The organism is Acidovorax cavernicola (genome assembly GCF_003581445.1).
Window position 1 is genome coordinate 1 of the sequence record NZ_QXMN01000024.1, and the last position, 22,606, is coordinate 22,606.

The window sequence follows — 22,606 nt, forward strand, 5'->3', positions numbered from 1 at the left end:
GCATAGCATCGACCATGCCCTTTCGGCGGTGCCTACCGTAGCGTGTCCGCCGTACCGATGAAAGCCCCATGCCAAGACGCTCCTTTTCATTCCTGCAACGACGAACACCGCAGCGGTGGCACGCATGACCACGGGGCGCATCGACCTCGCGCTGGTCGAGGCCTTCGTGCTCGTGATGAAGAGCGGCAGCCTCACCAAGGCCGAGAGCCTGTCGGGCGTGTCGAAGGCCACGCTCAGCCGGCAGCTCACGCGTCTGGAGGAACTGCTGGGCGCCCAGTTGCTGCTGCGCAGCTCGCGCCGCATCGCGCCCACCGAGGCCGGGCGTGCGTTCTTCGCACGCTGCGAGGGGCTGCTCGGTGAGGTGAGCGGCCGGCTGGAGACGGCGCGCACCGAGGTGCAGGAGATCACGGGCGGGGTGTCGGGGCGGCTCACGCTGCTGTCGGACACGCAGTTCAGCACCTCCTTCGTCTGCCATGTGGTGCGGATCTTTCTCGAATCGCACCCGAACGTGCGCTGCCAGCTCGACGTGGCGAACGGCGCGCATTCGCCGCAGATCGGCGAGGTGGACTGCTATGTCGGCTCCGCACCGCCCGACATGCCCGACCTGGTGGCCAAGCTGCTGGGCCGGCTGGCCTACGGCCTGTACGCCAGCCCGCAGTACCTGGCGCGCCACGGCACGCCGCAGACGCCCGAGGCGCTGGCGCAGCACCGGATGATCGCGATGCGGGAGCCCTCGGGGCCACCGTCGCCGTTGCGGCTGGTGTCGCAGCAGGCCTCGGGGCGTCACGTGGTGCGCGCGGAGCCGGCCTTCGAGACCAACGACCACTGGGTGATGAAGACCTTCTGCATCGACGGCCTGGGCATTGCGCCGCTGCCGGTGTTCTTCGCAGGGCCCGAGGTGGCGCAGGGCGTGCTGGTGCCGGTGCTGCCGCAGTGGCCGCCGGAAGCGCGGCGGCTGTACTGCGCCTACCAGCGGCAGCGCTACATGGGGCAGAAGCTGCGGGCGTTCGTCGACCTGATGGCGCGCTGCGTGGCGGACATCGGCTCGTACAACCACTACGTGGGCACGACCGCGGCGGTGTCATCGACGCGGCGAGTCCGGTCGACCGCGCGCCCATAATCGGCTTTCTTCCGGCATCCACCTGCCTCCTTCACCGATCCATCATGAAGAAAATCCTCGTCCTCAACGGCCCCAACCTCAACCTGCTCGGCACGCGCGAGCCCGAACAGTACGGCCGCGACACGCTCGCCGACGTCGAACGCCTGTGCAAGGACACGGGCGCCAAGCTCGGCGTGGAGATCGAATGCCGCCAGTCGAACCACGAAGGCGTGCTGATCGACTGGGTCCAGGAAGCGGGCCGCGAGGTGGCGGCCGGCAACATGCTGGGCGTGGTGATGAACCCGGGCGCCTACACCCACACGTCGATCGCGCTGCACGACGCCATCAAGGGCGCGAGCGTGCCGCTGATCGAGCTGCACATCTCGAACGTGCATGCACGCGAAGAGTTCCGCCACCACTCGTACATCTCGCCCGCGGCGCGCGGGATCATCGTGGGGCTCGGGGTGAAGGGCTACACGCTGGCCATCGCCGCGCTGGTGCCCTGACTCTTCTCTTTCAGTAGTTCTGCTTCGGGGCTGCAGCTTTCCAGCTGCGGCTGACGCGGCCTCCGCTGTCGATGCTCTCCAGGTGCACGTCGAAGCCCCAGAGCCGCGCGACGTGCTTCAGCACCTCTTCGGCGTTGTCGTTCAGCGGCAGGTTGTTGCGCTGCGTGTGGCGCAAGGTGAGCGAACGGTCCCCGCGCGTGGCGACGTTCCAGACCTGGATGTCGGGCTCGCGGTTGCCGATGTCGTACTGGCGTGACAGCGATTCGCGCAGCGCCTGATAACCGCTGTCGTCGTGGATGGCCGACACCTCGAGTTCCGACTCGCTCTGGTAGTCGCGGATCGAGAACAGGCGGAAATCGCGCATCGTCTTCGGGCTGAGGAACTGGCCGACGAAGCTCTCGTCCTTGAAGTTGCGCATCGCGTAGTCGAGCGTCTTCACCCAGTCGGTGCCGGCGAAGTCGGGGAACCAGCGGCGGTCTTCCTCGGTGGGCTTCTCGCAGATGCGACGCAGGTCGGTCATCATCTTGAAGCCCAGCGCGTAGGGGTTGATGCCGCTGTAGGCACGGTGGCCCACGGGCGGCTGGAATACCACGCTGGTGTGCGAGCTGAGCCATTCCATCATGAAGCCGTCGTCCAGCTGGCCGCGGTCGTACATGGTGTTGAGCAGCGTGTAGTGCCAGAAGGTGGCCCAGCCTTCGTTCATGACCTGGGTCTGGCGCTGCGGGTAGAAGTACTGCGCGATCTTGCGCACGATGCGCACCACCTCGCGCTGCCACGGTTCGAGCAGCGCGGCGTTCTTCTCGATGAAGTACAGCAGGTTCTCCTGCGGCTCCGACGGGAAGCGGCGCGCGGCTTCCGATTCGGTCGCCTGCTCGCTCTTGCGCGGCAGCGTGCGCCAGAGGTCGTTCACCTGCTGCTGCATGTGACGCTCGCGTTCGGCGCGCTGCGCGCTCTCCTGTGCCAGCGAGCGCTTCTGCGGCCGGCGGTAGCGGTCGACGCCGTAGTTCATCAGCGCGTGGCAGGAGTCGAGCAGCTCTTCCACGGCGTCGAGGCCGTGGCGTTCCTCGCACTCGGCGATGTAGTGCCGCGCGTAGACGAGGTAGTCGATGATCGACGACGCATCGGTCCACATGCGGAACAGGTAGTTGCCCTTGAAGAAGCTGTTGTGGCCGTAGGCCGCGTGGGCGATCACCAGGGCCTGCATGGCCATGGTGTTTTCTTCCATGAGGTAGGCAATGCACGGATCGGAGTTGATGACGATCTCGTAGGCCAGCCCCATGTGGCCGCGCTTGTAGTTCTTCTCGGTCGCGATGAACTGTTTGCCGTACGACCAGTGGCGATAGATCATGGGCATGCCCACGCTGGCGTAGGCGTCCATCATCTGCTCGGCGGTGATCACCTCGAGCTGGTTCGGGTAGGTGTCCAGGCCGAAGCTCTTCGCGGTCTTGGCGATCTCGGTGTGGTAGGTCTCGATCAGCTCGAAGGTCCAGTCGGACGGGCTGGGCAGGCGTTCGAGGCGCGAGGTGGGAAGGTCGGTGCTGCGTGGCAATACAGGCGCAGCAGGAGGGCGTTCGGTGGTGGTCATGCGGGCACCCCTTCCTTCTTGAACAGGTCGCGGAACACCGGGTAGATGTCCTGCGCGTCCGATACCTTGCGCATCGCGAAGTTGGGCGCGACGCCTTCGAGCTGCTGGTACTCCTGCCACAGGTTCTGCTCGGTCTCGGCGACCTGCACGTAGGCGTAGTAGCGCACCACCGGCAGGATGTTGTCGACCAGCAGTTCGCGGCAGCGCCCGCTGTCCTGGTGCCAGTTGTCGCCGTCACTGGCCTGGGCGCCGTACACGTTCCATTCGCCGCTGGCGTAGCGGGCCTTGATGATCTCGTCCATCAGAACCAGCGCGCTGGACACCACGGTGCCGCCGGTCTCGGTGGCGTGGAAGAACTCTTCCTCGGTCACTTCCTGTGCCTGCGTGTGATGGCGCAGGAACACGAGGTCGATGCGCTCGTAGTGCCGCGTGAGGAACAGGTACAGCAGCATGAAGAAACGCTTGGCCATGTCCTTGCGCGCCTCGTCCATCGAGCCCGACACGTCCATGAGGCAGAACATCACGGCCTTGGCGCTGGGCACGGGCGTCTTCACGCGGTTGCGGTAGCGCAGGTCGATCGGGTCGATGTAAGGCACGTGCCGCATGGTGCGGCGCAGTTCCTCGATGCGTTCCTCGGTTTCCTTGATCTCGTTCTTGACGAGGGCCAGTGTCGCGGCCTGCGGGTGGCGCTTCAGGAGTTCCAGGTGGGCCTCGAGGCGCTTGAGTTCCTTGCGCGGTTCGCCGCCGAGCGCGATGCGTCGTGCGAGTGCACCGCGCATCGAACGCACCACGTGCAGGTTGTTGGGCGAGCCGTCGCTGGTGAAGCCGGCGCGGTGGCTCTTCCATTCGGGCACTTCGGCAATTTGGGTGCGGATGAGGTGGGGCAGTGCGAGGTCGTCGAAGAAGACGCGCATGAACTCCTCGCGCGTGAGACGGAAGACGAAGTCGTCCTCGCCTTCGCCGCTGTCGCTGGCGTCGCCGCTGCCAGAGCCGCCGCCGCCCTGGCCCTCGGGACGCGCGATGCGGTCGCCCTTCAGATACTCCTGGTTGCCCGGGTGCACGTACTCGCGGTCGCCGCCGCGGGCGTGGCCGAACACGGGTTCGGAAACATCGTGGCGCGGCAGGGTCACGTCTTCGCCTTGCTCCAGCTCGCGGATGTTGCGCCCGCTGACCGCGCGCCGCACCGCCTCCTGGATCTGCCCCTTGTAGCGCCGAAGGAAGCGCTCGCGGTTGCCGATGGACTTGTTCTTGCCCGAAAGCCGACGATCGATGATCTGCTGCAGGATGGCCACGATGTTTTCAAAGCTCCTTGCAAAACCGTGGGCGGCCGTCCGGTGGGGCGGGCGCGCCCGTTGCTTCCGCTATGCGCTATGAGCTCTTGCGAACTCTCAGGTACCACTCGCACAGAAGCCGGACCTGCTTGGCCGTGTAGCCCTTCTCGACCATGCGGGTCACGAAGTCTTCGTGCTTCTTCTGCTCGTCGGCGCTGCTCTTGGTGTTGAAGCTGATCACCGGCAGCAGCTCTTCGGTGTTGGAGAACATCTTCTTCTCGATCACCGAGCGCAGCTTCTCGTAGCTGGTCCACGCCGGATTGCGGCCGTTGTTGCCGGCCCGCGCGCGCAGCACGAAGTTGACGATCTCGTTGCGGAAGTCCTTCGGGTTGCCGATGCCGGCGGGCCGCTCGATCTTCTCCAGTTCGGCGTTGAGCGCCGCGCGGTCGAAGACCTCGCCGGTGTCGACATCGCGGAACTCCTGGTCCTGGATCCAGTAGTCGGCGTAGGTCACGTAGCGGTCGAAGATGTTCTGGCCGTACTCGCTGTAGCTTTCCAGGTACGCGGTCTGGATCTCCTTGCCGATGAACTCGGCATAGCGCGGCGCCAGCAGCTCCTTGATGTAGCTGATGTACTTCTGCTCGGTCTCCGGCGGAAACTGCTCGCGCTCGATCTGCTGTTCGAGCACATACATCAGGTGCACCGGGTTGGCGGCCACCTCGGAGCTGTCGAAGTTGAACACCTTCGAGATGATCTTGAAGGCGAAGCGCGTCGAGACGCCGCTCATGCCTTCGTCGACGCCCGCGTAGTCGCGGTACTCCTGGATCGACTTGGCCTTGGGGTCGGTGTCCTTCAGGTTCTCGCCGTCGTACACCTGCATCTTGCTGAAGGTGCTGGAGTTCTCGGGTTCCTTCAGGCGCGTGAGCACCGACAGCTGCGCCATCATGCGCAAGGTGCCGGGGGCGCAGGGTGCCTTGGCCAGCGAGGAGTTGCGCACCAGCTTCTCGTAGATCTTGATTTCTTCGGAGGCGCGCAGGCAGTACGGCACCTTGACGATGTAGATCCGGTCGAGGAAAGCCTCGTTGTTCTTGTTGTTGCGGAAGGCCTTCCACTCGCTCTCGTTGCTGTGCGCCAGCACGATGCCGTCGAAGGGGATGGCGCCGAAGCCTTCGGTGCCCTTGAAGTTGCTCTCCTGCGTGGCCGTGAGCAGCGGGTGCAGCACCTTGATGGGCGCCTTGAACATTTCCACGAACTCGAGCAGGCCCTGGTTCGCGAGGCACAGGCCGCCGGAGTAGGCGTAGGCGTCCGGGTCGTCCTGGGCGTAGGTTTCCAGCTTGCGGATGTCGACCTTGCCGACGAGAGACGAGATGTCCTGGTTGTTCTCGTCGCCCGGCTCGGTCTTGGCCACCGCGATCTGGCGCAGCACCGAGGGGTAGCGCTTGACCACCTTGAACTGGCGGATGTCGCCGCCGTACTCCTCGAGCCGCTTCACGGCCCAGGGTGACAGGATGCGGTTCAGGTAGCGGGTGGGGATGCCGTACTCTTTCTCGAGGATCTCGCCGTCCTCGACGGTGTCGAACAGCCCCAGGGGCGATTCGTTCACCGGGGAGCCCTGGATCGCGTAGAAGGGCACGCGCTCCATGAGCTGCTTCAGGCGCTCGGCGATCGAGCTCTTGCCGCCACCGACGGGCCCCAGCAGGTAAAGGATTTGCTTCTTTTCTTCCAGTCCCTGCGCGGCGTGGCGGAAATAGGACACCACCTGCTCGATGGCATCTTCCATGCCATAGAACTCCTTGAACGCCGGATAGATCTTGATGACTTTGTTCGCGAAGATGCGCGAAAGTCGCGGGTCATTGCGGGTATCTACCAGTTCCGGCTCGCCAATGGCCTGCAGCATTCGTTCGGAGGCCGTCGCATATGCGGTGGGATCGCGTTTGCAGATATCCAGATATTCCTGCAGCGAGAGAACTTCCTCGCGGGTGCGTTCGTAGCGGGCTGCAAAGTTGCTGATCACGTCCATGGTCGCGCCTCCTTCAGGTCGGCAGGGCTTTTGGCCCCGATGCCTACAGCCAGAGACTGCGTCGCCCTCCTGGAAGAGGGCCCCGCCCATGGCCGTATGCCGTGGAAAACTCCCTTACACACAATCTACACAATCGGTTCAATCAGCATAAAGCAAAGAATGAACCCGGCAAATGTTTTATTTATTCTGAACCCCTCTGGCGAGTAAAGTTCCTCGAAAAATGAAGAACTGATTTGGCTGTTTCTGTTAAATTGAAAAGCTCGCGCTCGCGTAATTGTCCCCGGATGAAATGACTATGCCGAATGGCTATCGTCCTCATTGAAATTCTGTGGCGAACAAGTTTCCTAATTGAACCCGGGTTCAATAAAGCGGATGCCTTTCAGCAATAACGCACGACCTGTCGTTTGGTTTATTGCATATCCAAAAAAACATTAAAGCAATCCCCGCGCCACTTCCGTGGCGAGTGGCCGGCGCATGCCAACGTGGGAAGACAACGCGGGCGCCGGTCGGTGGCGTTCCGCAACGGTGCGGGGCGCACCGTTCGCGTGCCGGGCGCGCCGCCGAGGGGCGGCAGCGGCCAGAAGAGGGCACGCATCGGGCCGACAGGGCGTCGGCCCGGCGCTGACGAAGGCCGTCAGCGCATCGACATCAGCTGAAGCAAAGCGTCAGCTGAAGAACTCCTTGGCCTTGTCGAACCAGCCCTTGTCGGTCGGGCTGTGTTTCTCGCCACCCTTCTTGAGCGATTCGTCGAGTTCCTTGAGCAGCTTGCGCTGGTGCTCGGTGAGCTTCACGGGCGTTTCCACGCGCACGTGGCAGTACAGGTCGCCCGGGTAGCTCGAACGCACGCCCTTGATGCCCTTGCCGCGCAGGCGGAACTGCTTGCCGCTCTGGGTGCCGTCGGGGATGTCGATGGCGGCCGCGCCCTTGAGCGTCGGCACGTTGATCTCGCCGCCGAGTGCTGCCGTGGTGATGCTCACGGGCACCACGCAGTGCAGGTCGTCGCCGTCGCGCTCGAACAGGTCGTGCTTCTTGAGGCGGATCTCGATGTACAGGTCGCCGGGCGGCCCGCCGTTGGTGCCGGGTTCGCCGTTGCCGGTGCTGCGGATGCGCATGCCGTCGTCGATGCCGGCCGGAATCTTGACCTCGAGGGTCTTGTTGTTCTTGATCTTGCCCTGGCCGTGGCACACGGTGCACGGGTCGGGAACGATCTTGCCGCTGCCGTGGCAGGTCGGGCAGGTCTGCTGCACGCTGAAGAAGCCCTGGCGCATCTGCACGGCGCCGGCGCCGTGGCAGGTGGTGCAGGTGATGGGCTTGGTGCCGGGCTTGGCGCCGGAGCCCTTGCAGGTGCCGCAGTCGTCCCAGCTCGGGATGCGTATCTGGGCGTCCTTGCCTTCGGCGGCTTCCTCGAGCGTGACTTCCATCGCATAGCTGAGGTCGCTGCCGCGGAACACCTGGCGCCCGCTGCTGGTGCGGCCACGGCCACCACCGCCGAACACGTCGCCGAAGATGTCGCCGAAGGCTTCCGCGAAGCCGCCGAAGCCTTCCGCGCCCGGACCGCCGCGCATGTTGGGGTCGACGCCCGCATGGCCGTACTGGTCGTAGGCTGCGCGCTTCTGGCCGTCCGACAGCATCTCGTAGGCCTCCTTCACCTCCTTGAACTTGGCCTCGGCGTCCTTCGCGGTGTCGCCGTGGTTGCGGTCGGGGTGGTGCTTCATCGCGAGCTTGCGATAAGCCTTCTTGATTTCATCCTCGCTCGCGTTCTTGGGAACGCCGAGGGTTTCGTAGTAGTCGCGTTTGGTGGCCATGGATGCAGATTCGGTCAGGCGGCGGGAACTCGGGGAACTGGAAGCGAGAAAGGCTGGAGCACCTGTTCAGGTGTTCCAGCCTTGCATGAAGGGCAGGGGATCAGCCCTTCTTCACTTCCTTGACTTCGGCGTCGACCACGTTGTCGTCAGCCTGGGCATGCGCAGCAGCTTCCGCGCCTGCCGGGCCGCTGGCTGCCGAGGCGCTGGCCGCGGCGGCCTGCGATTCGGCATACATCTTCTCGCCGAGCTTCTGGCTTGCGGTCATGAGCGTGTTGGTCTTTTCCTCGATCGCGGCCTTGTCTTCACCCTTGAGGGTTTCTTCCAGGTCCTTGATCGCGGCTTCGATCGCGTCCTTCTCGGCGGCTTCGAGGCTGGCCCCGTGCTCGCCGAGCGACTTCTTCACGCTGTGCACCATGGCTTCGCCCTGGTTGCGTGCCTGAACGAGTTCGAGCTTCTTCTTGTCGTCTTCGGCGTTGAGCTCGGCGTCCTTCACCATCTTCTGGATCTCGTCCTCGGAGAGGCCCGAGTTCGCCTTGATGGTGATCTTGTTTTCCTTGCCGGTGCCCTTGTCCTTCGCGCCGACGTGCAGGATGCCGTTGGCGTCGATGTCGAAGCTCACCTCGATCTGCGGCGTGCCGCGCGATGCCGGCGGAATGCCCTCGAGGTTGAACTCGCCGAGCGCCTTGTTGCCCGAGGCGATTTCACGCTCGCCCTGGAACACCTTGATCGTCACGGCCGGCTGGTTGTCTTCGGCGGTCGAGAAGGTCTGCGCGAACTTCGTCGGGATCGTGGTGTTCTTCGTGATCATCTTGGTCATCACGCCACCCATGGTCTCGATGCCCAGCGACAGCGGGGTCACGTCGAGCAGCAGCACGTCCTTGCGGTCGCCCGAGAGCACCTGGCCCTGGATGGCGGCGCCGACAGCCACGGCTTCGTCGGGGTTCACGTCCTTGCGCGGCTCCTTGCCGAAGAAGGCCTTCACCTTTTCCTGCACCTTGGGCATGCGGGTCATGCCGCCGACCAGGATCACGTCGTTGATGTCGCTCACGCTGATGCCGGCGTCCTTGATGGCCAGGCGGCAAGGCGCGATGGTGCGCTCGACCAGCTCGTCGACCAGGCTTTCCAGCTTGGCGCGGGTGAGCTTGATGTTCAGGTGCTTCGGACCCGAGGCATCGGCCGTGATGTAGGGCAGGTTGATGTCGGTCTGCGCGCTGTTCGACAGCTCGATCTTGGCCTTTTCTGCGGCTTCCTTCAGGCGCTGCAGGGCGAGCACGTCCTTGCTCAGGTCGACGCCCTGTTCCTTCTTGAACTCGGCAATGATGTAGTCGATGACGCGCTGGTCGAAGTCTTCGCCGCCCAGGAAGGTGTCGCCGTTGGTCGACAGCACTTCGAACTGCTTCTCGCCGTCGACGTCCGCGATTTCGATGATCGACACGTCGAAGGTGCCGCCGCCCAGGTCATACACGGCGATCTTGCGGTCGGCCTTGTCCTGCTTGTCCAGGCCGAAGGCCAGGGCTGCAGCGGTGGGTTCGTTGATGATGCGCTTGACGTCCAGGCCCGCGATGCGGCCGGCGTCTTTCGTTGCCTGGCGCTGTGCATCGTTGAAGTAGGCCGGCACCGTGATCACGGCTTCGGTGATGGTTTCGCCGAGGTAGTCTTCGGCGGTCTTCTTCATCTTGCGCAGGATGTCGGCGCTGACCTGCTGCGGGGCCATCTTCTTGCCGCGCACTTCCACCCATGCGTCGCCGTTGTCGGCCTTGGCGATGGTGTAGGGCATCAGGTCGATGTCCTTCTGGACTTCCTTTTCCTCGAACTTGCGACCGATCAGGCGCTTGATCGCGTACAGCGTGTTCTTGGGGTTGGTGACGGCCTGGCGCTTGGCCGAGGCTCCGACCAGGACTTCACCGTCCTCCTGGTACGCGACGATCGACGGCGTGGTGCGCGCACCTTCCGAGTTCTCGATCACACGCGTGGTGTTGCCTTCCATGATCGACACGCACGAGTTGGTGGTGCCGAGGTCGATGCCGATGATCTTTGCCATGTTCTTACTCCTGAAATTCGGAAAAAATGTTGTTATGAACTTGTGGATAACCCGGCGTGATTCAAGGGACGACGCGGGGATTTCCTGTGGGAATCTTGTGGGTGCCTGAGGCTCGCCGGCTTACTTGGGCGCGGCGACGGTGACCAGTGCCGGGCGCAGCACGCGCTCGTTGATCGTGTAGCCCTTCTGCAGCACGCTCACCACGGTGTTGGCGTCCTGGTCGGCAGGCACCATCGAGATGGCCTGGTGCAGGTGCGGGTCGAACTTCTCGCCGGCGGCGGGGGCCACTTCGATCACCTTGTTGCGTTCGAGCGCGCTCTTGAGTTGGCGCAGCGTGGCTTCGGCGCCTTCGCGGATCTGTTCGGGCGTGGCGTCCTTGACGGCCAGGCCGGCTTCGAGGCTGTCGGTCACCGGCAGCAGGCTCTCGGCAAAGGCTTCGACCGCGAACTTGCGGGCCTTGGTGATTTCTTCGTCGGCGCGGCGGCGGGCGTTCTGCACGTCGGCCTGGGCGCGCAGGTACTGGTCGGCCAGTTCGGCGTTCTTGGTCTGAAGGGCAGCCAGCTCGCCTTGTGCCACGGCCAGCGCGTCGAGCGCTTCGGCTTCGTTGGCGGCTTGCGCGGCCTCCAGTTCTTCGGGACTGGGCTCGCCTTGCAGCATTTGAGAATTCTGTGCGGATTGTTGCGGGTCAGACATTTTTCAAAGAACCGGCGTGCGCCGGAAAACAAACACAGCCAGCCACTTGGGGCTGCTCTAGGGCTTTTCAAGCGTAAAAATGCGGCCAAAAGGGCCGCAATACGGGTCGCGAAGTGGTTTTGGCGAGAGACACCGAGGAACCGGCTTCGCCGGGCCTCAGGTGTCGCCCCCGGTAGGGGGTAGGCGCAGCGGACACGAAGTGCCGCGCAGCCTGGGGGCGAGCCTCAGTGCGCGTCGAGGAGCTCGACGTCGAACTTCAGGGTGGCGTTCGGGGGAATCACGCCGCCGGCGCCGCGGGCACCGTAGCCCAGCGAGGCGGGGATGATCAGCGTGCGCTTGCCGCCGATCTTCATGCCGGCAACGCCTTCGTCCCAGCCCTTGATGACCTGGCCGGCGCCCAGCGAGAACGCGAATGGGTCGTTGCGGTCGCGGCTGGAGTCGAACTTGGCGCCTTGCACGCCGTCGTTGTAGAGCCAACCGGTGTAGTGCACATGCACGTGGTGGCCGGCCTTGGCTTCGGCGCCGTTGCCGACTTCGGTGTCTTCGTATTGCAGGCCGGAGGGGGTGGTGGGCATGGGAAACGCTCCTTGCGTCGATGAAATGGGAGAGGAATCGGAGGCGCGGAGTTTACCGAGGCCCGGACGGGCCCCGCCTCAGCCCTGGTTGTCGGTGCCGGTGGGGGCGGGCGGAGGAGGCGATGGGTCAGGCGCGGAAGGCGCCGGTGTTGCGGGCGACGGCGAGGCCGTTTCTGCAGGCGCTGCCGGGGTCGCGGCAGCCACCGGCCCCGCGGCCTTCTTGCTCTGCCCCAGCTGCCATTTGGCGGCGAAGGCCTGCAGGTCGGACAGGCGCTTGAGCAGGTCCTGTCCGCTCAGCGTGAGGCAGTAGCCGTCGCTGCCGTGGCTCACGACGCCGGCTTCGCGCAGTTCCTTGATGCGGGTGTTGAGGGTGTTGGGAGTGATGCCGCCGACGCTGTCCTGCAGCAGGCGGAAGGTCTGGGCGTGGCCGTCGCGCAGGGCCCACAGCACACGCAGCGCATAGCGGGCTTCGAGCAGGGCGAGCAACTGGCTGATGGCTGCGTTTTCCTTGGTACTCATCGACATCATCTCCTCGAAGCTGGGCGGACCGTCGGCTGGGGGCAGGCCGGGGCGGCGCACTCTTGTTTGTGATTGGTCAGGGACCGTCTTGCTGGCCGACGACTGTAGCGCAAAGGATCAGGATGCTACTAGTTTTATAGCTTTACAGGCATGCAACATGCGGGTTTCGAGACAAAGCTTCACAAATCAGGCGTAGTTGGCCATGGCTTCGCCCAGGCGGATCGCGCGGGTGGGCGACCAGTCCGGGTTGAAGGTCAGCGCGGGCGCCGGGAACAGCATGACGACGGTGGAGCCGAGCAAGAACCGGCCCATCTCGTCGCCCTTCTTGATGTCGATCTGCTGGTCGTTGTAGTGCCACTCGCGCAGTTCGCCCACGCGCGGCGGGTTGACCACGCCGTGCCACACAGTGGCCATGCTGCCGACGATGGTGGCGCCCACCAGCACGAGCACGAAGGGGCCGTTGGCCGATTCGAAGACGCACACGACGCGTTCGTTGCGTGCGAACAGGCCGGGCACGCCGCGCGCGGTGGTCGGGTTGACCGAGAACAGGTCGCCGGGCACGTGGATCATGCGCACCAGCCGCCCGTCGCAGGGCATGTGGATGCGGTGGTAGTCCTTGGGGCTCAGGTACAGCGTGGCGAAGCTGCCGTGCGCGAACCTGGCGGCCAGCGCCGCATCACCGCCGACCAGCGCGGTGGTCGTGTAGTTGTGGCCCTTGGCCTGGAAGATCTGATCGCCCTCGATGGCACCGAACTGGCTGATGGCGCCGTCGACGGGGCAGATCAGGTCGGCCTGTGCGATCGGCCGCGCGCCGGGCTTGAGGGCGCGCGTGAAGAACTGGTTGAAGCTCTTGTAGTGATGGATGTCGGACTCGAGCGCCTCGCCCATGTCGACGTTGTACTTGGCAACGAAGCGGCGAATGATCCAGGTGGTGACCGCGCCTCGTTCCTTGCCTGCGACCCAGCCGGCGAAATTGGTCAGGGCCTGCTTGGGGAACAGGTATTGGGGCAGAACTGCGGAGCGATCGGACACGTTGTGGAAGGCCTGGAATGCGAAATCGGACGGGCATTCTATAAAGCGCTTCTCTGGGGGGACGTAGGAAGCTTCCCTTGGTTTGGTGAGCGTCCTTTGTCTTTTGGGGCACCGCCCGGCAGGCGGTTGTCGGGGTGTAAGTGCAGTCGAATTCGGGGTTCAGTCCGCCTTGATGCCCGCTGCCTTGATCACCTGCGCCCACTTCTCCACTTCCGCCTTCTGGAATGCGGCGATCTGTGCGGTCGTCAGGTCGGCGGGCTCCATGCCGAAGCCCTTGAGCTTGTCCTGCATCTCGGGTGTCGCGAGGATCTTGCGGATCTCGGTGTGCAGCCGGTCGACCACGGGGGCCGGCACGCCGGCGGGCACGAAGATCGCCTGCCACGACACCACTTCGAAGTCCTGCAGGCCGGGCACGCCCGATTCGGCGACGGTGGGCACGTCGGGCATCGAGGCCAGGCGCTTGGCCGACGTGACCGCGATCGCGCGCAGCTTGCCGCTCTGGATGTGCGGGCCCGCCACCACGGTGGTGTCGAACATCATGTCGACCTGTCCGCCGATCACGTCCTGGATCGCCGGGCCGCTGCCCTTGTACGGAATGTGCGTGAACTTCACGCCCGACTTGTAGCCCAGCAGCTCCAGCGCCAGGTGCTGCGAAGTGCCCGTGCCTGCCGAGGCCGACGAGAGCCCGCCCGCTTTCGCCTTGCTGGCCGCGATCACGTCCTTCAGCGTCTTGTAGGGGCTGGCCTGGTTCACCACCAGCACCACGGGATTGGTGCCGATCAGCGTCACGGGCGCGAACGATTTCTGCGGGTCGTAAGCCAGCTTCGGATACAGGCTCACGTTGATCGCATGCGAGCTGATGGTGCCGCCCACCAGCGTGAAGCCGTCCGGCGCGGCGCGCGCGCCGATCTCGGAGCCCACGCTGCCGCCGGCGCCGCCCTTGTTGTCGATGATCACGCTCGTGCCCAGCACGGTGCCGAGCTTCTGGCCGATGAGGCGGCCCAGCACGTCGGTGGTACCGCCCGCGGGAAAGGGCACGAGGTAGGTGATGGCCTTGCCCGTGGGCCAGGTGTTGCCGCCCTGCGCGAAGGCGGGGAGGGCCGTGGCGAGCGAGGCGGCGAGGGCGGTGTGGATCAGTGTGCGGCGTTGCATGGCTGTGCTTCCTTGTCTCGTGCTCATGGCTTGATGTTCAGCTTGGTGATCAAGGCCTTGAAGTACGCGTTGTCCTTGGCCAGCGTGTCCTTGAACGCGGCGCCGTCGGTGTAGACGTAGCCGAGGTTCTGCTTGTCCATCACCTCGTGCATCAGCGGCTCGGCGGCGGTCTTGGCGGTGATCTCGCGCAGCTTGGCCATCACTTCGGGCGGCGTGTTTTTCGGCGCGCCGAGGCCGCGCCATGTGCCGATCGACAGGTCGATGCCGCGCTCCTTCGCGGTCGGGATCTTCTCGAAGCCCTTCACGCGCTTGTCGGCCATCACCATCAGCACCTTGAGCTTGCCGCCCTGCACATGTGTCGTGACTTCGGCGGGGCTCACGGCGACGGCTTCGATGTGGCCGCCCAGCAGGGCGAGCACGGCGGGCGCGGCGCCCTGGAAGGGGATGTGGCCGAACTTCGTGCCGGTCTTGTCTTCGAGCGCGGCGGCGGCCAGGTGCCAGATCGAGCCGTTGCCCGAGTTGCCCACGCGGATGCTCTCGGGCGACTTCTTCGCGGCGGCCAGGAGTTCTTCAATGGTGTTCCACGGCGCATCGGCCTTCACGGTGATCGCGGCCGGGTCGGCGTTGAGCTGCGCGATGGGCTGGAAGTCGTCGTAGTTGAACTTCGCCAGGCCCAGGTGCGGCAGCGTCAGCAGCTCCACGGTGAGCACCGCTAGCTTGTAGCCGTCGGGCTTCGAATTGATCACCTCGCTCCAGCCGATCGCGCCGCCGGCGCCGGGGCGGTTGACGATCACGATGCTCTGCGAGATGTGCTTGCGGCTCGCCTCGGAGAACGCGCGCGCCAGGCCGTCGGTGCCGCCGCCCGGCTGGTAGGGCACCAGCAGCTCGATGGTGCGATTGGGGAAGTCGCTGGCTTGCGCCGCAGCGGGCGCGGCCAGGCCGAACGAAAGGGTGGCGGTGGCCGAGAGGGCGGCAATGCCGCGGACGAACTGGCTTCTCTTCATGATGTCTCTGTCTCCGTTGTTGATCTGATCGTCTGTGGGCGAATGGAAGCTCAGGGCATGTACTGCCCGCCGTTCACCTCGAGCACCTGCCCCGTCACGTAGCCCGAGAGCTGCTCGGACGCGAGGTACAGGAAGGCGCCCACGCATTCGTCGGCCGTGCCCAGGCGTCCCATCGGGATGCCGGTCTTGAAGGTCTCGAGCATCGCGGGCGTCGAGAAGCGGTCTTGGAAGGGCGTCTGGATCACGCCCGGCGCGACCGCGTTCACGCGGATGCGGTCGCCCACGAGTTCTCTCGCGAGGCCGTGCGTCGCGGTGCTCACGAAGCCCTTGGCGCCCGCGTACAGGTAGGCGCCGGGCCCGCCGCCGGTGCGCGCGGCCACCGAGGTCACGTTGATGATGGTGCCGTTGCCTTGCTTGCGCATCAGCGGCACGGTCTCGCGGCAGAAGGCCAGCACCGAGCGCGCGTTGATGTGCATCACCTCGTCGAACAGCGCATCGTCGAACTCGGCGATGGGCATGCGCTTGACCAGGCTGCCGGCGTTGTTCACCAGCACGTCGATGCGACTGAGCTGTGACGTCGTTTCTTGCACGCAGGCGCGGATCGCGGCGGTGTCGCGCACGTCGGCCTGCAGCGCGAAGGCCGTGCCGCCGGCCGCGCGGATGGTGTCGACCACGCGGTTCGCCGCATCGGCCGAGCTGTTGTAGTGCACCGCCACGCGCATGCCGCGCGCGGCAAAGGCGATGGCCACCGCCGCGCCGATGCCGGTGCTGGCACCGGTGACGAGGGCGGTCTTGTCCTTGAGGTCTTCCATGGCTGTGCTCCGTGTGGGTGAGTCGATCAGGTGACCGGCGCCGGGTTGAACAACACCAGCGCGTTGTGCAGCTTCCAGTGCTCGGCCCAGGTCTTCTTGCGGCCGCTGGCCACGTCGAGCATCAGGCGGAACATTTCCCAGCCGATGTCCTCGATGCTGGCTTCGCCGTCGGCGATGCGGCCGGCATTCACGTCCATCAGGTCGTGCCAGCGGCGCGCGAGGTCGCTGCGCGTGGCGACCTTGATGACCGGCACTTCGGCCAGCCCGTAGGGCGTGCCGCGGCCGGTGGTGAACACGTGCAGGTTCATGCCGGCCGCAAGCTGCAGCGTGCCGCAGATGAAGTCGCTGGCCGGTGTGGCGGCGTAGATCAGGCCCTTGTGCGCCACTTTCTCGCCGGGCGCAAGCACGCCCGTGATCGGCGCGGAGCCCGACTTGACGATCGAGCCCATGGCCTTCTCGACGATGTTCGACAGGCCGCCTTTCTTGTTGCCGGGCGTGGTGTTGGCGCTGCGGTCGACGCGGCCCTTGTGCAGATAGGCGTCGTACCAGGCCATCTCGCGGATCATCGCGTCGGCCACCTCGGGCGAGGCCGCGCGCGAGGTGAGCTGGTCGATGCCGTCGCGCACCTCGGTGACTTCCGAGAACATCACGGTGGCACCCGCGCGCACCAGCAGGTCGGTGCAGAAGCCCACGGCCGGGTTGGCGGTGACGCCCGAGAAGGCGTCACTGCCGCCGCACTGCACACCCACGACGAGTTCGCTCGCGGGCACGGTCTCTCGGCGGCGCTTGTTGAGTCGCGCGAGGTGCGCGTCGGCCTGTCGCATCACCGAATCGATCATCGACATGAAGCCGACGTGCGCGTCGTCCTGCAGGCAGACCACGTCGAGGTCGTCAGCGGGCGTGCCGCGCTCATCGGCGATGGGAATGGTGCCGGGCGGCAGCAAGCGCTCGGGTTGCAGCTTCTCGCAGCCCAGGCTCACCACCATCACCTCGCCGCCGAAGTTCGGGTTGAGGCTGATGTTGCGCAGCGTGCGGATCGGCACGATGGCGTCGGGCGCGTCGATGGCGACGCCGCAGCCGTACGTGTGCTCCAGCGCCACCACGTCGTCGACGTTCGGGTACTTCGGCAACAGCTCGGCCTTGATGCGCTGCACGGCGAATTCGGTCACGCCGGCCACGCACTGCACGGTCTGCGTGATCGCGAGGATGTTGCGCGTGCCCACCGAGCCGTCGGCGTTGCGGTAGCCCTCGAAGGTGTAGCCCTCCAGCGGCGGCAGGGCGGGGGCCTTCACTGTGGCAATGGGCAGGCCGTCGAGTTCGGGCGCGACCGGCATGCGCATCACGCGCTCGTGCACCCAGCTGCCGCGCGGCAGCGCCTTGAGCGCATAGCCGATCACCACGTTGTAGCGCACGATGGCCGCGCCCTCGGCCAGGTCGGTCAGCGCGACCTTGTGGCCCTGGGGCACGGTGTCGACCAGCACGAGGCCGTCGGCGAAGGCCGTGCCGGCCTTGAGGCCGCCGTCGTTCGCGACGATGGCGACGTTGTCGGCCGCGTGGATGCGGATATACAGGGGCGGTCGGGTGTTCGTGTCGGCCATCGCGGGGCTCTTTCTTCTGTCTTTACTTGACCACCATGAACAGGCTCGGCAGCCAGGTGGAAAACGCCGGCACGAAGGTGACCACCCCGAGCGCGAAGATCAGCGCGCCGTAGAACGGCCAGATCGTGCGCATCACCGTGCCCACCGACACCCCGCCGATGGCGCAGCCGACGAACTGGGTGGTGCCCACCGGCGGCGTGTTCAGGCCGAGCGCGCAGTTGATGAGCATCACCACGCCGAACTGCACCGAGGTCATGCCGTACTGTTGCGCGATCGGCAGGAAGATCGGCGTGCACAGCAGGATCGTCGCGGCCATGTCCAGGAAGGTGCCCAGCACGAACAGGATGATGTTGATGAGCAGGAAGATCATCCACGGCGTGGTCGTGATCTGCGACAGCATCTGGCCCGTGAGTTCGGCCACGCCGTACAGGCTGATGAGGTAGCCGAAGGTGCTGGAGATGCCGATCAGCAGCAAGATCACGCCCGTGGTGCGCACGGCCTTGGCCGCAGCCTTGATGAAGTGCTCCCACTTCAGCGTGCGGTACACGAAGATCGTCAGCGCCAGCGCATAGAGCACCGCGACCGCCGCCGACTCCGTGGCCGTGAACACGCCCGACAGGATGCCCCCGAGGATCAGCACCACGATGAACAGGCCCGGCAGCGCTGCCGCGAACGAACGCGCCACGATGTCCCAGCCCGGGAAGCTGCCGGCCGGGTAGCCGCGCTTCACGGCCACGAGGTAGGCCGCCGCGAGGTTGCTGATGGTGAGCACCGCCGCCGGCAGCAGCGCCGCGAGGATCAGCGCCGCGATCGACACCTTGCCGCCCGCTGCGAGCGAATAGATGATGAGGTTGTGGCTCGTCGGCATCAGCGCGCCGACCAGTGCCGCGTGGGTTGTCACGTTGACCGCGTAGTCGGCGTGGTAGCCCTCCTTCTTCATCATCGGGATCATCACGGCGCCCATGGCCGAGACGTCCGCCACGGGCGAGCCCGAGACGCCGCCGAACAAAGTGCAGGCCACCACGTTCGACATGCCGAGACCGCCGCGCACGTGGCCCACCAGGGCCCGCGCGAAGTTGACGATGCGGTCCGCGATGCCGCCGTAGAGCATCAGCTCGCCGGCGAAGATGAAGAACGGAATGGCCAGGAACGAGAAGATGCCCATGCCCGAGGTCATCTGCTGGAAGCCCACCGCGAGCGGCAAGCCTTCATAGAGCAGCGTGGCCAGGGCCGACAGGCCGATGGAGAAAGCCACCGGCACGCCCAGCAGCAGGAAGAGCGTGAACGAGAGGCAGAGGATGAGAAGAGGGGTCGTCATGGATCAGTCTTCCCGACGTGGGGTCGAGGGGGCGGCAATGCGGGAAACACCGCGGAACCGGCTTTGCCGGGCCGCTGGTGTTGCCCCCTGCAAGGGGGTTGGCGAAGCGACACGAAGTGCGCGCAGCTTGGGGGTGTGCATCCTTATCCCCAGGCGGGTTCGACTTCGCGGCCCTGTGCGAGCGCGATGATGTGTTCGATGGAGAACATCACGATGAGCACGCCCGACACGGCGGCGGGCACGTACTTCCATCCTTCGGAGATCCACAGCGTGGGCAGGCGGTAGTCCCATACCGACTGGGCCAGCTCGGCGCAGTTCCAGGCCATGGCCAGGCCGAACAGCAGGATGAGTGCGTGGATGAGGTATTCCATCTTCAGCCGCAGCCAGTCGGGCGCGAGCACGAGGAAGGATTCGAGCCCGATGTGGCCCGCGTCGCGCACGCCCACGGCCACGCCCAGCATGGTCACGTAGAGCACCAGCAGCAGCGCGAGGCTCTCGGCCCAGGTGGGGGTGTTGTTGAGCACGTAGCGGCCGAACACCTGCCAGCTCACGGCGCAGATCACCGCGACGAGACCGAGGATGCCCAACCACATGCAGGCACGGGCGAGCGTGCGGCAAAGTTTGGTGTACATATTTCCAGCGCGAAAAATGGAAAGGCCCCGTCTCTTCGTGAAACACCGAGGAACCGGCTTTGCCGGGCCTCAGGTGTTGCCCCCGGTAGGGGGAAGGAGAAGCGACACGAAGTGCGCGAAGCCTGGGGGCGAGCCCTGTTTACTTGGTGTCCTGCACGCGCTTCACGAGATCCTTGAGCTTCGCGTCCGTGATGAACTTGTCGTACACCGGCTTCATCGCGGCCTGGAACGGGGCCTTGTCGACGTCGATGATCTCCGCGCCGCCGGCCTTCACCGTGGCCAGCGACTTCACTTCGCGCTCCTGCCACTGCTTGCGCATGTAGGGCACCGACTCCTTGGCGGCCTGGCGGATCCAGCCTTGTTCTTCGGCGGAGAGCTTGTCCCACACGCGCTTGGAGAACAGCAGCATCTCGGGCGCCATCGAGTGCTCGGTCTTGCTGTAGTACTTGGCGACCTCGAAGGCGCGCGCGCTTTCGTAGGTGGGGTAGTTGTTTTCCGCAGCGTCGATCAGGCCGGTCTTCAGGCCGGTGTAGACCTCGCCCATGGGCATCGGCGTGGCGTTGGCGCCCATGGCCTCGAGCATCGACACCCACAGGTCGGACTGCTGTACGCGGACCTTCAGGCCCTTCATGTCGGCGAAGTTGCGCACGGGCTTCTTGGCCGTGAACATCGAGCGCGCGCCGCTGTCGTAGTAGGCCAGGCCCACGAAGCCCTGCTTCTCGCACGACTTCAAAATCTCTTCGCCGATCGGGCCGTCGAGCACCTTGTGCAGGTGTTCGACCGAGCGGAACAGGAAGGGCATGGTCGGCACCTGCGTCTCGGCGCAGATGTTGTTCATGGGGGCGATGTTCACGCGCACCATCTGCAGCGCGCCGATCTTGGTCTGCTCGATGGTGTCTTTCTCGTTGCCGAGTGCGCTGTTGTTGAAGACCTTGATGCTGTGCTTGCCGCCGGACAGTGCCTTGAGCCGTTCGCCCATGAACTTCACGGCGGTCACGGTGGGGTAGTCGTCGGGGTGGATGTCTGCCGAGCGGAACTCGGTGGCGCCGGCGGCCAGCGTGGTCAACGCGGCCGCCGCGCCGGCAGCAAGTGCGATGAGTGTCTTGTGAAGCTTCATTTGTCTCGTCCTCTGTGGTGGTTGTAGTGAAAAAGAAAGCAAAAAAAGAGGTCAGCCGCCGAAGGCCGGCTCGGGCACGCCCGTGACGCCGGGGCGCAGCGCGAACACGCCGCCGGCCAGCGGCTGGTCCGACAGGTCGACGCCGCCAGGGCGGATCGAGGTGACGAACAGCGTGTCGAGGTTCGGGCCGCCGAAGGCGCACATGGCGGGCTTCTTCACCGGCACGGCGAGCGAGCGGTCGAGCCGGCCGTCGGGTGTGAAGCGGTGCACCAGGCCGGCGTCGTTGCCGCAGATCCAGTAGCAGCCGTCGACGTCCATCGCCGCGCCGTCGGGGCGGCCGGGCAGGGGTTGCATGTCGACGAACAGGCGCTGGTTGCGAGGCGTGCCGGTGTCGGCGTCGTAGTCGAAGGCCCAGACGGCCTGCACGCTCGGGTGCGAGTCCGACAGGTACATCGTGCGGCCGTCGGGGCTGAAGGCCAGGCCGTTGGGCACGATGAGGTCGTCCAGGCGCAGCGTGGCGCTGTCGTCGCCCTGCGCGTAGCTGTACAGGCGACCGACGCGTGCGCCGGCGGCCATGTCCATCAGCATCGTGCCGACCCAGAAGCGGCCTTGCCGGTCGCAGCGGCCGTCGTTGAAGCGCATGCCCGGCGCGGCATGCGCCACCGGGGCGAGCGGCGTGGCTGCGAGCGTGCCGTCGGTGCGCGGGCGCAGCGAGAACAGGCCGCTTTCCATGCCGGCGATCCACTCGCCGGGCTGGCCGGCGCGCGGGGCGATGCACGCGATCATTTCGTCGCCGCGCCATTGCGCGGGGCCTTCGCTGGCGTGCCAGCGGTTCAGCGTGCGCGCGGGAATGTCGACCCAGTAGAGCGCTTGTTCCGCGGCGTGCCACACAGGGCTTTCGCCTGTGCCGTTGCGTGCGTCGAGGACGAGTTCGGCTTTCATGCGGTGCGGCGCATTCAGTCGCCGAACGGACCTTGTGCGGTGAAACCGCCGCCCTGGTAGATGGCGTTCGGGTCGGTGGGCGCGACCGGTGGCTGCGCTTCGACCTTGTCGCGGAACACCTCCGAGCTGTCTTGCGGCACGAAGCCCAGGTGCGCGGCGGCGGCGTTGTCCCACCAGATGTCGCGGTTGGCCGACATGCCATAGACCACCGTGTGCTTCACGCCGGGCGTGAAGAGCGACTTCTCGATCAGCGCCGTGAGGTCGCGGTAGCTGAGCCAGGTGCTCATCATGCGGCGGTTGAGCGGCTCGGGGAACGACGAGCCGATGCGGATGCTCACGGTCTCGACGCCCCAGCGGTCGAAGTAGAACTGCGCCATGTCCTCGCCGAAGGACTTCGACAGGCCGTAGTAGCCGTCGGGCCGGCGCGCGGCGTGCGCGTCGATGTGCTCGCTCTGCTTGTAGAAGCCGATCACGTGGTTCGAACTCGCGAACACCACGCGCTTCACGCCGTGGCGGCGCGCCGCCTCGTACAGGTTGAAGACGCCCTTGATGTTGGCTTCGAGCACTTCTTCGAAAGGGCGCTCGACCGACACGCCGCCGAAATGGGCGATGGCGTCGCAACCGGCCACCAGGGCATCGACCGCGGCCTTGTCGGACAGGTCGCAGGGCACGATTTCTTCGTGCGCGCCCGTGGCCGGCGCGATGTCGGCAATGTCGGACAGGCGGATGACGTTCGCAAAAGGCGCGAGCCGCTCGCGCAGCACGCGGCCGAGTCCGCCGGCGGCGCCGGTCAGCAGCAAGCGGCCGAGCTTGGGGGAGGGGGCTTCAGGCGTCGACATGTCTTCGGGATGTGTGATGGAAGGCGAGGTGCGACGACGACTTGGT

Annotated in this window: 19 protein-coding genes and 1 pseudogene; 2 read left to right on the forward strand and 18 right to left on the reverse strand. The window is 65.6% G+C overall.

Translation table 11 applies throughout. The features are described 5' to 3' along the window. The first annotated feature begins 124 nt into the window (after positions 1-124). Together D3H34_RS18625 and aroQ are read left to right on the forward strand one after the other, a co-directional pair. Positions 125-1,120 carry a LysR family transcriptional regulator gene (locus D3H34_RS18625; RefSeq protein ID WP_119555644.1) on the forward strand — a complete coding sequence of 332 codons (996 nt, stop codon included), beginning with the start codon at positions 125-127 and terminating at the stop codon, positions 1,118-1,120. 44 nt (positions 1,121-1,164) lie between these two features. Beyond that, complete coding sequence (gene aroQ, locus D3H34_RS18630) at positions 1,165-1,605, forward strand: type II 3-dehydroquinate dehydratase (RefSeq protein WP_099796126.1); 441 nt, start codon at positions 1,165-1,167, stop codon at positions 1,603-1,605. Between the two features lie 10 nt (positions 1,606-1,615). Here the strand turns inward: aroQ and D3H34_RS18635 are convergent, their stop codons facing one another. The 18 genes and pseudogenes from D3H34_RS18635 to D3H34_RS18725 form a co-directional block, all read right to left on the reverse strand. Further along, on the reverse strand, positions 1,616-3,190 hold the full coding sequence (locus D3H34_RS18635) for a SpoVR family protein (protein WP_205736756.1): 1,575 nt from the start codon (positions 3,188-3,190) through the stop codon (positions 1,616-1,618). Next, positions 3,187-4,482: a YeaH/YhbH family protein gene (locus D3H34_RS18640; RefSeq protein WP_119555646.1), complete on the reverse strand. Its 1,296-nt coding sequence runs from the start codon at positions 4,480-4,482 to the stop codon at positions 3,187-3,189. Before D3H34_RS18640 ends, D3H34_RS18635 begins: the two co-directional genes overlap by 4 nt. 76 nt (positions 4,483-4,558) lie before the next feature. Then, positions 4,559-6,481 carry a PrkA family serine protein kinase gene (locus tag D3H34_RS18645; RefSeq protein WP_119555648.1) on the reverse strand — a complete coding sequence of 641 codons (1,923 nt, stop codon included), beginning with the start codon at positions 6,479-6,481 and terminating at the stop codon, positions 4,559-4,561. Between the two features lie 665 nt (positions 6,482-7,146). Further along, entirely contained in the window at positions 7,147-8,286 is a 1,140-nt protein-coding gene (gene dnaJ, locus D3H34_RS18650) for a molecular chaperone DnaJ (RefSeq protein WP_119555650.1), read from the reverse strand. Positions 8,287-8,386: 100 nt separating this feature from the next. Further along, entirely contained in the window at positions 8,387-10,327 is a 1,941-nt protein-coding gene (gene dnaK / locus D3H34_RS18655; protein WP_119555652.1) for a molecular chaperone DnaK, read from the reverse strand. A gap of 120 nt (positions 10,328-10,447) precedes the next feature. Continuing rightward, on the reverse strand, positions 10,448-11,020 hold the full coding sequence (gene grpE / locus D3H34_RS18660) for a nucleotide exchange factor GrpE (RefSeq protein ID WP_119555682.1): 573 nt from the start codon (positions 11,018-11,020) through the stop codon (positions 10,448-10,450). 224 nt (positions 11,021-11,244) lie between these two features. After that, a complete protein-coding gene (locus D3H34_RS18665) occupies positions 11,245-11,595 on the reverse strand; it encodes an FKBP-type peptidyl-prolyl cis-trans isomerase (RefSeq protein WP_119555684.1) in 351 nt (116 codons plus the stop codon). Positions 11,596-11,811: 216 nt separating this feature from the next. Continuing rightward, positions 11,812-12,114: pseudogene (locus D3H34_RS18670) on the reverse strand (winged helix-turn-helix transcriptional regulator); the annotation flags it as partial. A gap of 186 nt (positions 12,115-12,300) precedes the next feature. After that, positions 12,301-13,146, reverse strand: coding sequence for an archaetidylserine decarboxylase (asd, locus tag D3H34_RS18675; RefSeq protein WP_119555686.1), 846 nt, complete (start codon positions 13,144-13,146; stop codon positions 12,301-12,303). 159 nt (positions 13,147-13,305) lie between these two features. Further along, entirely contained in the window at positions 13,306-14,298 is a 993-nt protein-coding gene (locus D3H34_RS18680; RefSeq protein WP_119555688.1) for a Bug family tripartite tricarboxylate transporter substrate binding protein, read from the reverse strand. A 23-nt stretch (positions 14,299-14,321) separates the two neighbouring features. Then, a complete protein-coding gene (locus D3H34_RS18685; protein WP_119555691.1) occupies positions 14,322-15,302 on the reverse strand; it encodes a tripartite tricarboxylate transporter substrate binding protein in 981 nt (326 codons plus the stop codon). Positions 15,303-15,352: 50 nt separating this feature from the next. Continuing rightward, complete coding sequence (locus tag D3H34_RS18690) at positions 15,353-16,114, reverse strand: SDR family NAD(P)-dependent oxidoreductase (protein WP_119555694.1); 762 nt, start codon at positions 16,112-16,114, stop codon at positions 15,353-15,355. 26 nt (positions 16,115-16,140) lie between these two features. Continuing rightward, a complete protein-coding gene (gene garD / locus D3H34_RS18695; protein ID WP_119555696.1) occupies positions 16,141-17,712 on the reverse strand; it encodes a galactarate dehydratase in 1,572 nt (523 codons plus the stop codon). 22 nt (positions 17,713-17,734) lie between these two features. Beyond that, positions 17,735-19,030: a TRAP transporter large permease gene (locus D3H34_RS18700; protein WP_119555698.1), complete on the reverse strand. Its 1,296-nt coding sequence runs from the start codon at positions 19,028-19,030 to the stop codon at positions 17,735-17,737. 143 nt (positions 19,031-19,173) lie between these two features. Then, complete coding sequence (locus D3H34_RS18710) at positions 19,174-19,662, reverse strand: TRAP transporter small permease (RefSeq protein WP_119555701.1); 489 nt, start codon at positions 19,660-19,662, stop codon at positions 19,174-19,176. A gap of 139 nt (positions 19,663-19,801) precedes the next feature. Beyond that, positions 19,802-20,779, reverse strand: coding sequence for a TRAP transporter substrate-binding protein (locus D3H34_RS18715; RefSeq protein ID WP_119555703.1), 978 nt, complete (start codon positions 20,777-20,779; stop codon positions 19,802-19,804). A 51-nt stretch (positions 20,780-20,830) separates the two neighbouring features. Then, positions 20,831-21,721: an SMP-30/gluconolactonase/LRE family protein gene (locus D3H34_RS18720; protein WP_119555706.1), complete on the reverse strand. Its 891-nt coding sequence runs from the start codon at positions 21,719-21,721 to the stop codon at positions 20,831-20,833. A gap of 14 nt (positions 21,722-21,735) precedes the next feature. Beyond that, a complete protein-coding gene (locus tag D3H34_RS18725; protein ID WP_119555708.1) occupies positions 21,736-22,560 on the reverse strand; it encodes an NAD-dependent epimerase/dehydratase family protein in 825 nt (274 codons plus the stop codon). Positions 22,561-22,606 lie beyond the last annotated feature (46 nt).

What these genes read in the sequence shown, in the direction of transcription:
- D3H34_RS18625 (WP_119555644.1), top strand. Translation starts at nt 125, where the DNA reads ATGACCACGGGGCGCATCGACCTCGCGCTGGTCGAGGCCTTCGTGCTC.
- aroQ (WP_099796126.1), top strand. Translation starts at nt 1,165, where the DNA reads ATGAAGAAAATCCTCGTCCTCAACGGCCCCAACCTCAACCTGCTCGGC.
- D3H34_RS18635 (WP_205736756.1), bottom strand. Translation starts at nt 3,190, where the DNA reads ATGACCACCACCGAACGCCCTCCTGCTGCGCCTGTATTGCCACGCAGC.
- D3H34_RS18645 (WP_119555648.1), bottom strand. Translation starts at nt 6,481, where the DNA reads ATGGACGTGATCAGCAACTTTGCAGCCCGCTACGAACGCACCCGCGAG.
- dnaJ (WP_119555650.1), bottom strand. Translation starts at nt 8,286, where the DNA reads ATGGCCACCAAACGCGACTACTACGAAACCCTCGGCGTTCCCAAGAAC.
- dnaK (WP_119555652.1), bottom strand. Translation starts at nt 10,327, where the DNA reads ATGGCAAAGATCATCGGCATCGACCTCGGCACCACCAACTCGTGCGTG.
- grpE (WP_119555682.1), bottom strand. Translation starts at nt 11,020, where the DNA reads ATGTCTGACCCGCAACAATCCGCACAGAATTCTCAAATGCTGCAAGGC.
- D3H34_RS18665 (WP_119555684.1), bottom strand. Translation starts at nt 11,595, where the DNA reads ATGCCCACCACCCCCTCCGGCCTGCAATACGAAGACACCGAAGTCGGC.
- D3H34_RS18680 (WP_119555688.1), bottom strand. Translation starts at nt 14,298, where the DNA reads ATGCAACGCCGCACACTGATCCACACCGCCCTCGCCGCCTCGCTCGCC.
- D3H34_RS18685 (WP_119555691.1), bottom strand. Translation starts at nt 15,302, where the DNA reads ATGAAGAGAAGCCAGTTCGTCCGCGGCATTGCCGCCCTCTCGGCCACC.
- D3H34_RS18690 (WP_119555694.1), bottom strand. Translation starts at nt 16,114, where the DNA reads ATGGAAGACCTCAAGGACAAGACCGCCCTCGTCACCGGTGCCAGCACC.
- garD (WP_119555696.1), bottom strand. Translation starts at nt 17,712, where the DNA reads ATGGCCGACACGAACACCCGACCGCCCCTGTATATCCGCATCCACGCG.
- D3H34_RS18700 (WP_119555698.1), bottom strand. Translation starts at nt 19,030, where the DNA reads ATGACGACCCCTCTTCTCATCCTCTGCCTCTCGTTCACGCTCTTCCTG.
- D3H34_RS18710 (WP_119555701.1), bottom strand. Translation starts at nt 19,662, where the DNA reads ATGTACACCAAACTTTGCCGCACGCTCGCCCGTGCCTGCATGTGGTTG.
- D3H34_RS18715 (WP_119555703.1), bottom strand. Translation starts at nt 20,779, where the DNA reads ATGAAGCTTCACAAGACACTCATCGCACTTGCTGCCGGCGCGGCGGCC.
- D3H34_RS18720 (WP_119555706.1), bottom strand. Translation starts at nt 21,721, where the DNA reads ATGAAAGCCGAACTCGTCCTCGACGCACGCAACGGCACAGGCGAAAGC.
- D3H34_RS18725 (WP_119555708.1), bottom strand. Translation starts at nt 22,560, where the DNA reads ATGTCGACGCCTGAAGCCCCCTCCCCCAAGCTCGGCCGCTTGCTGCTG.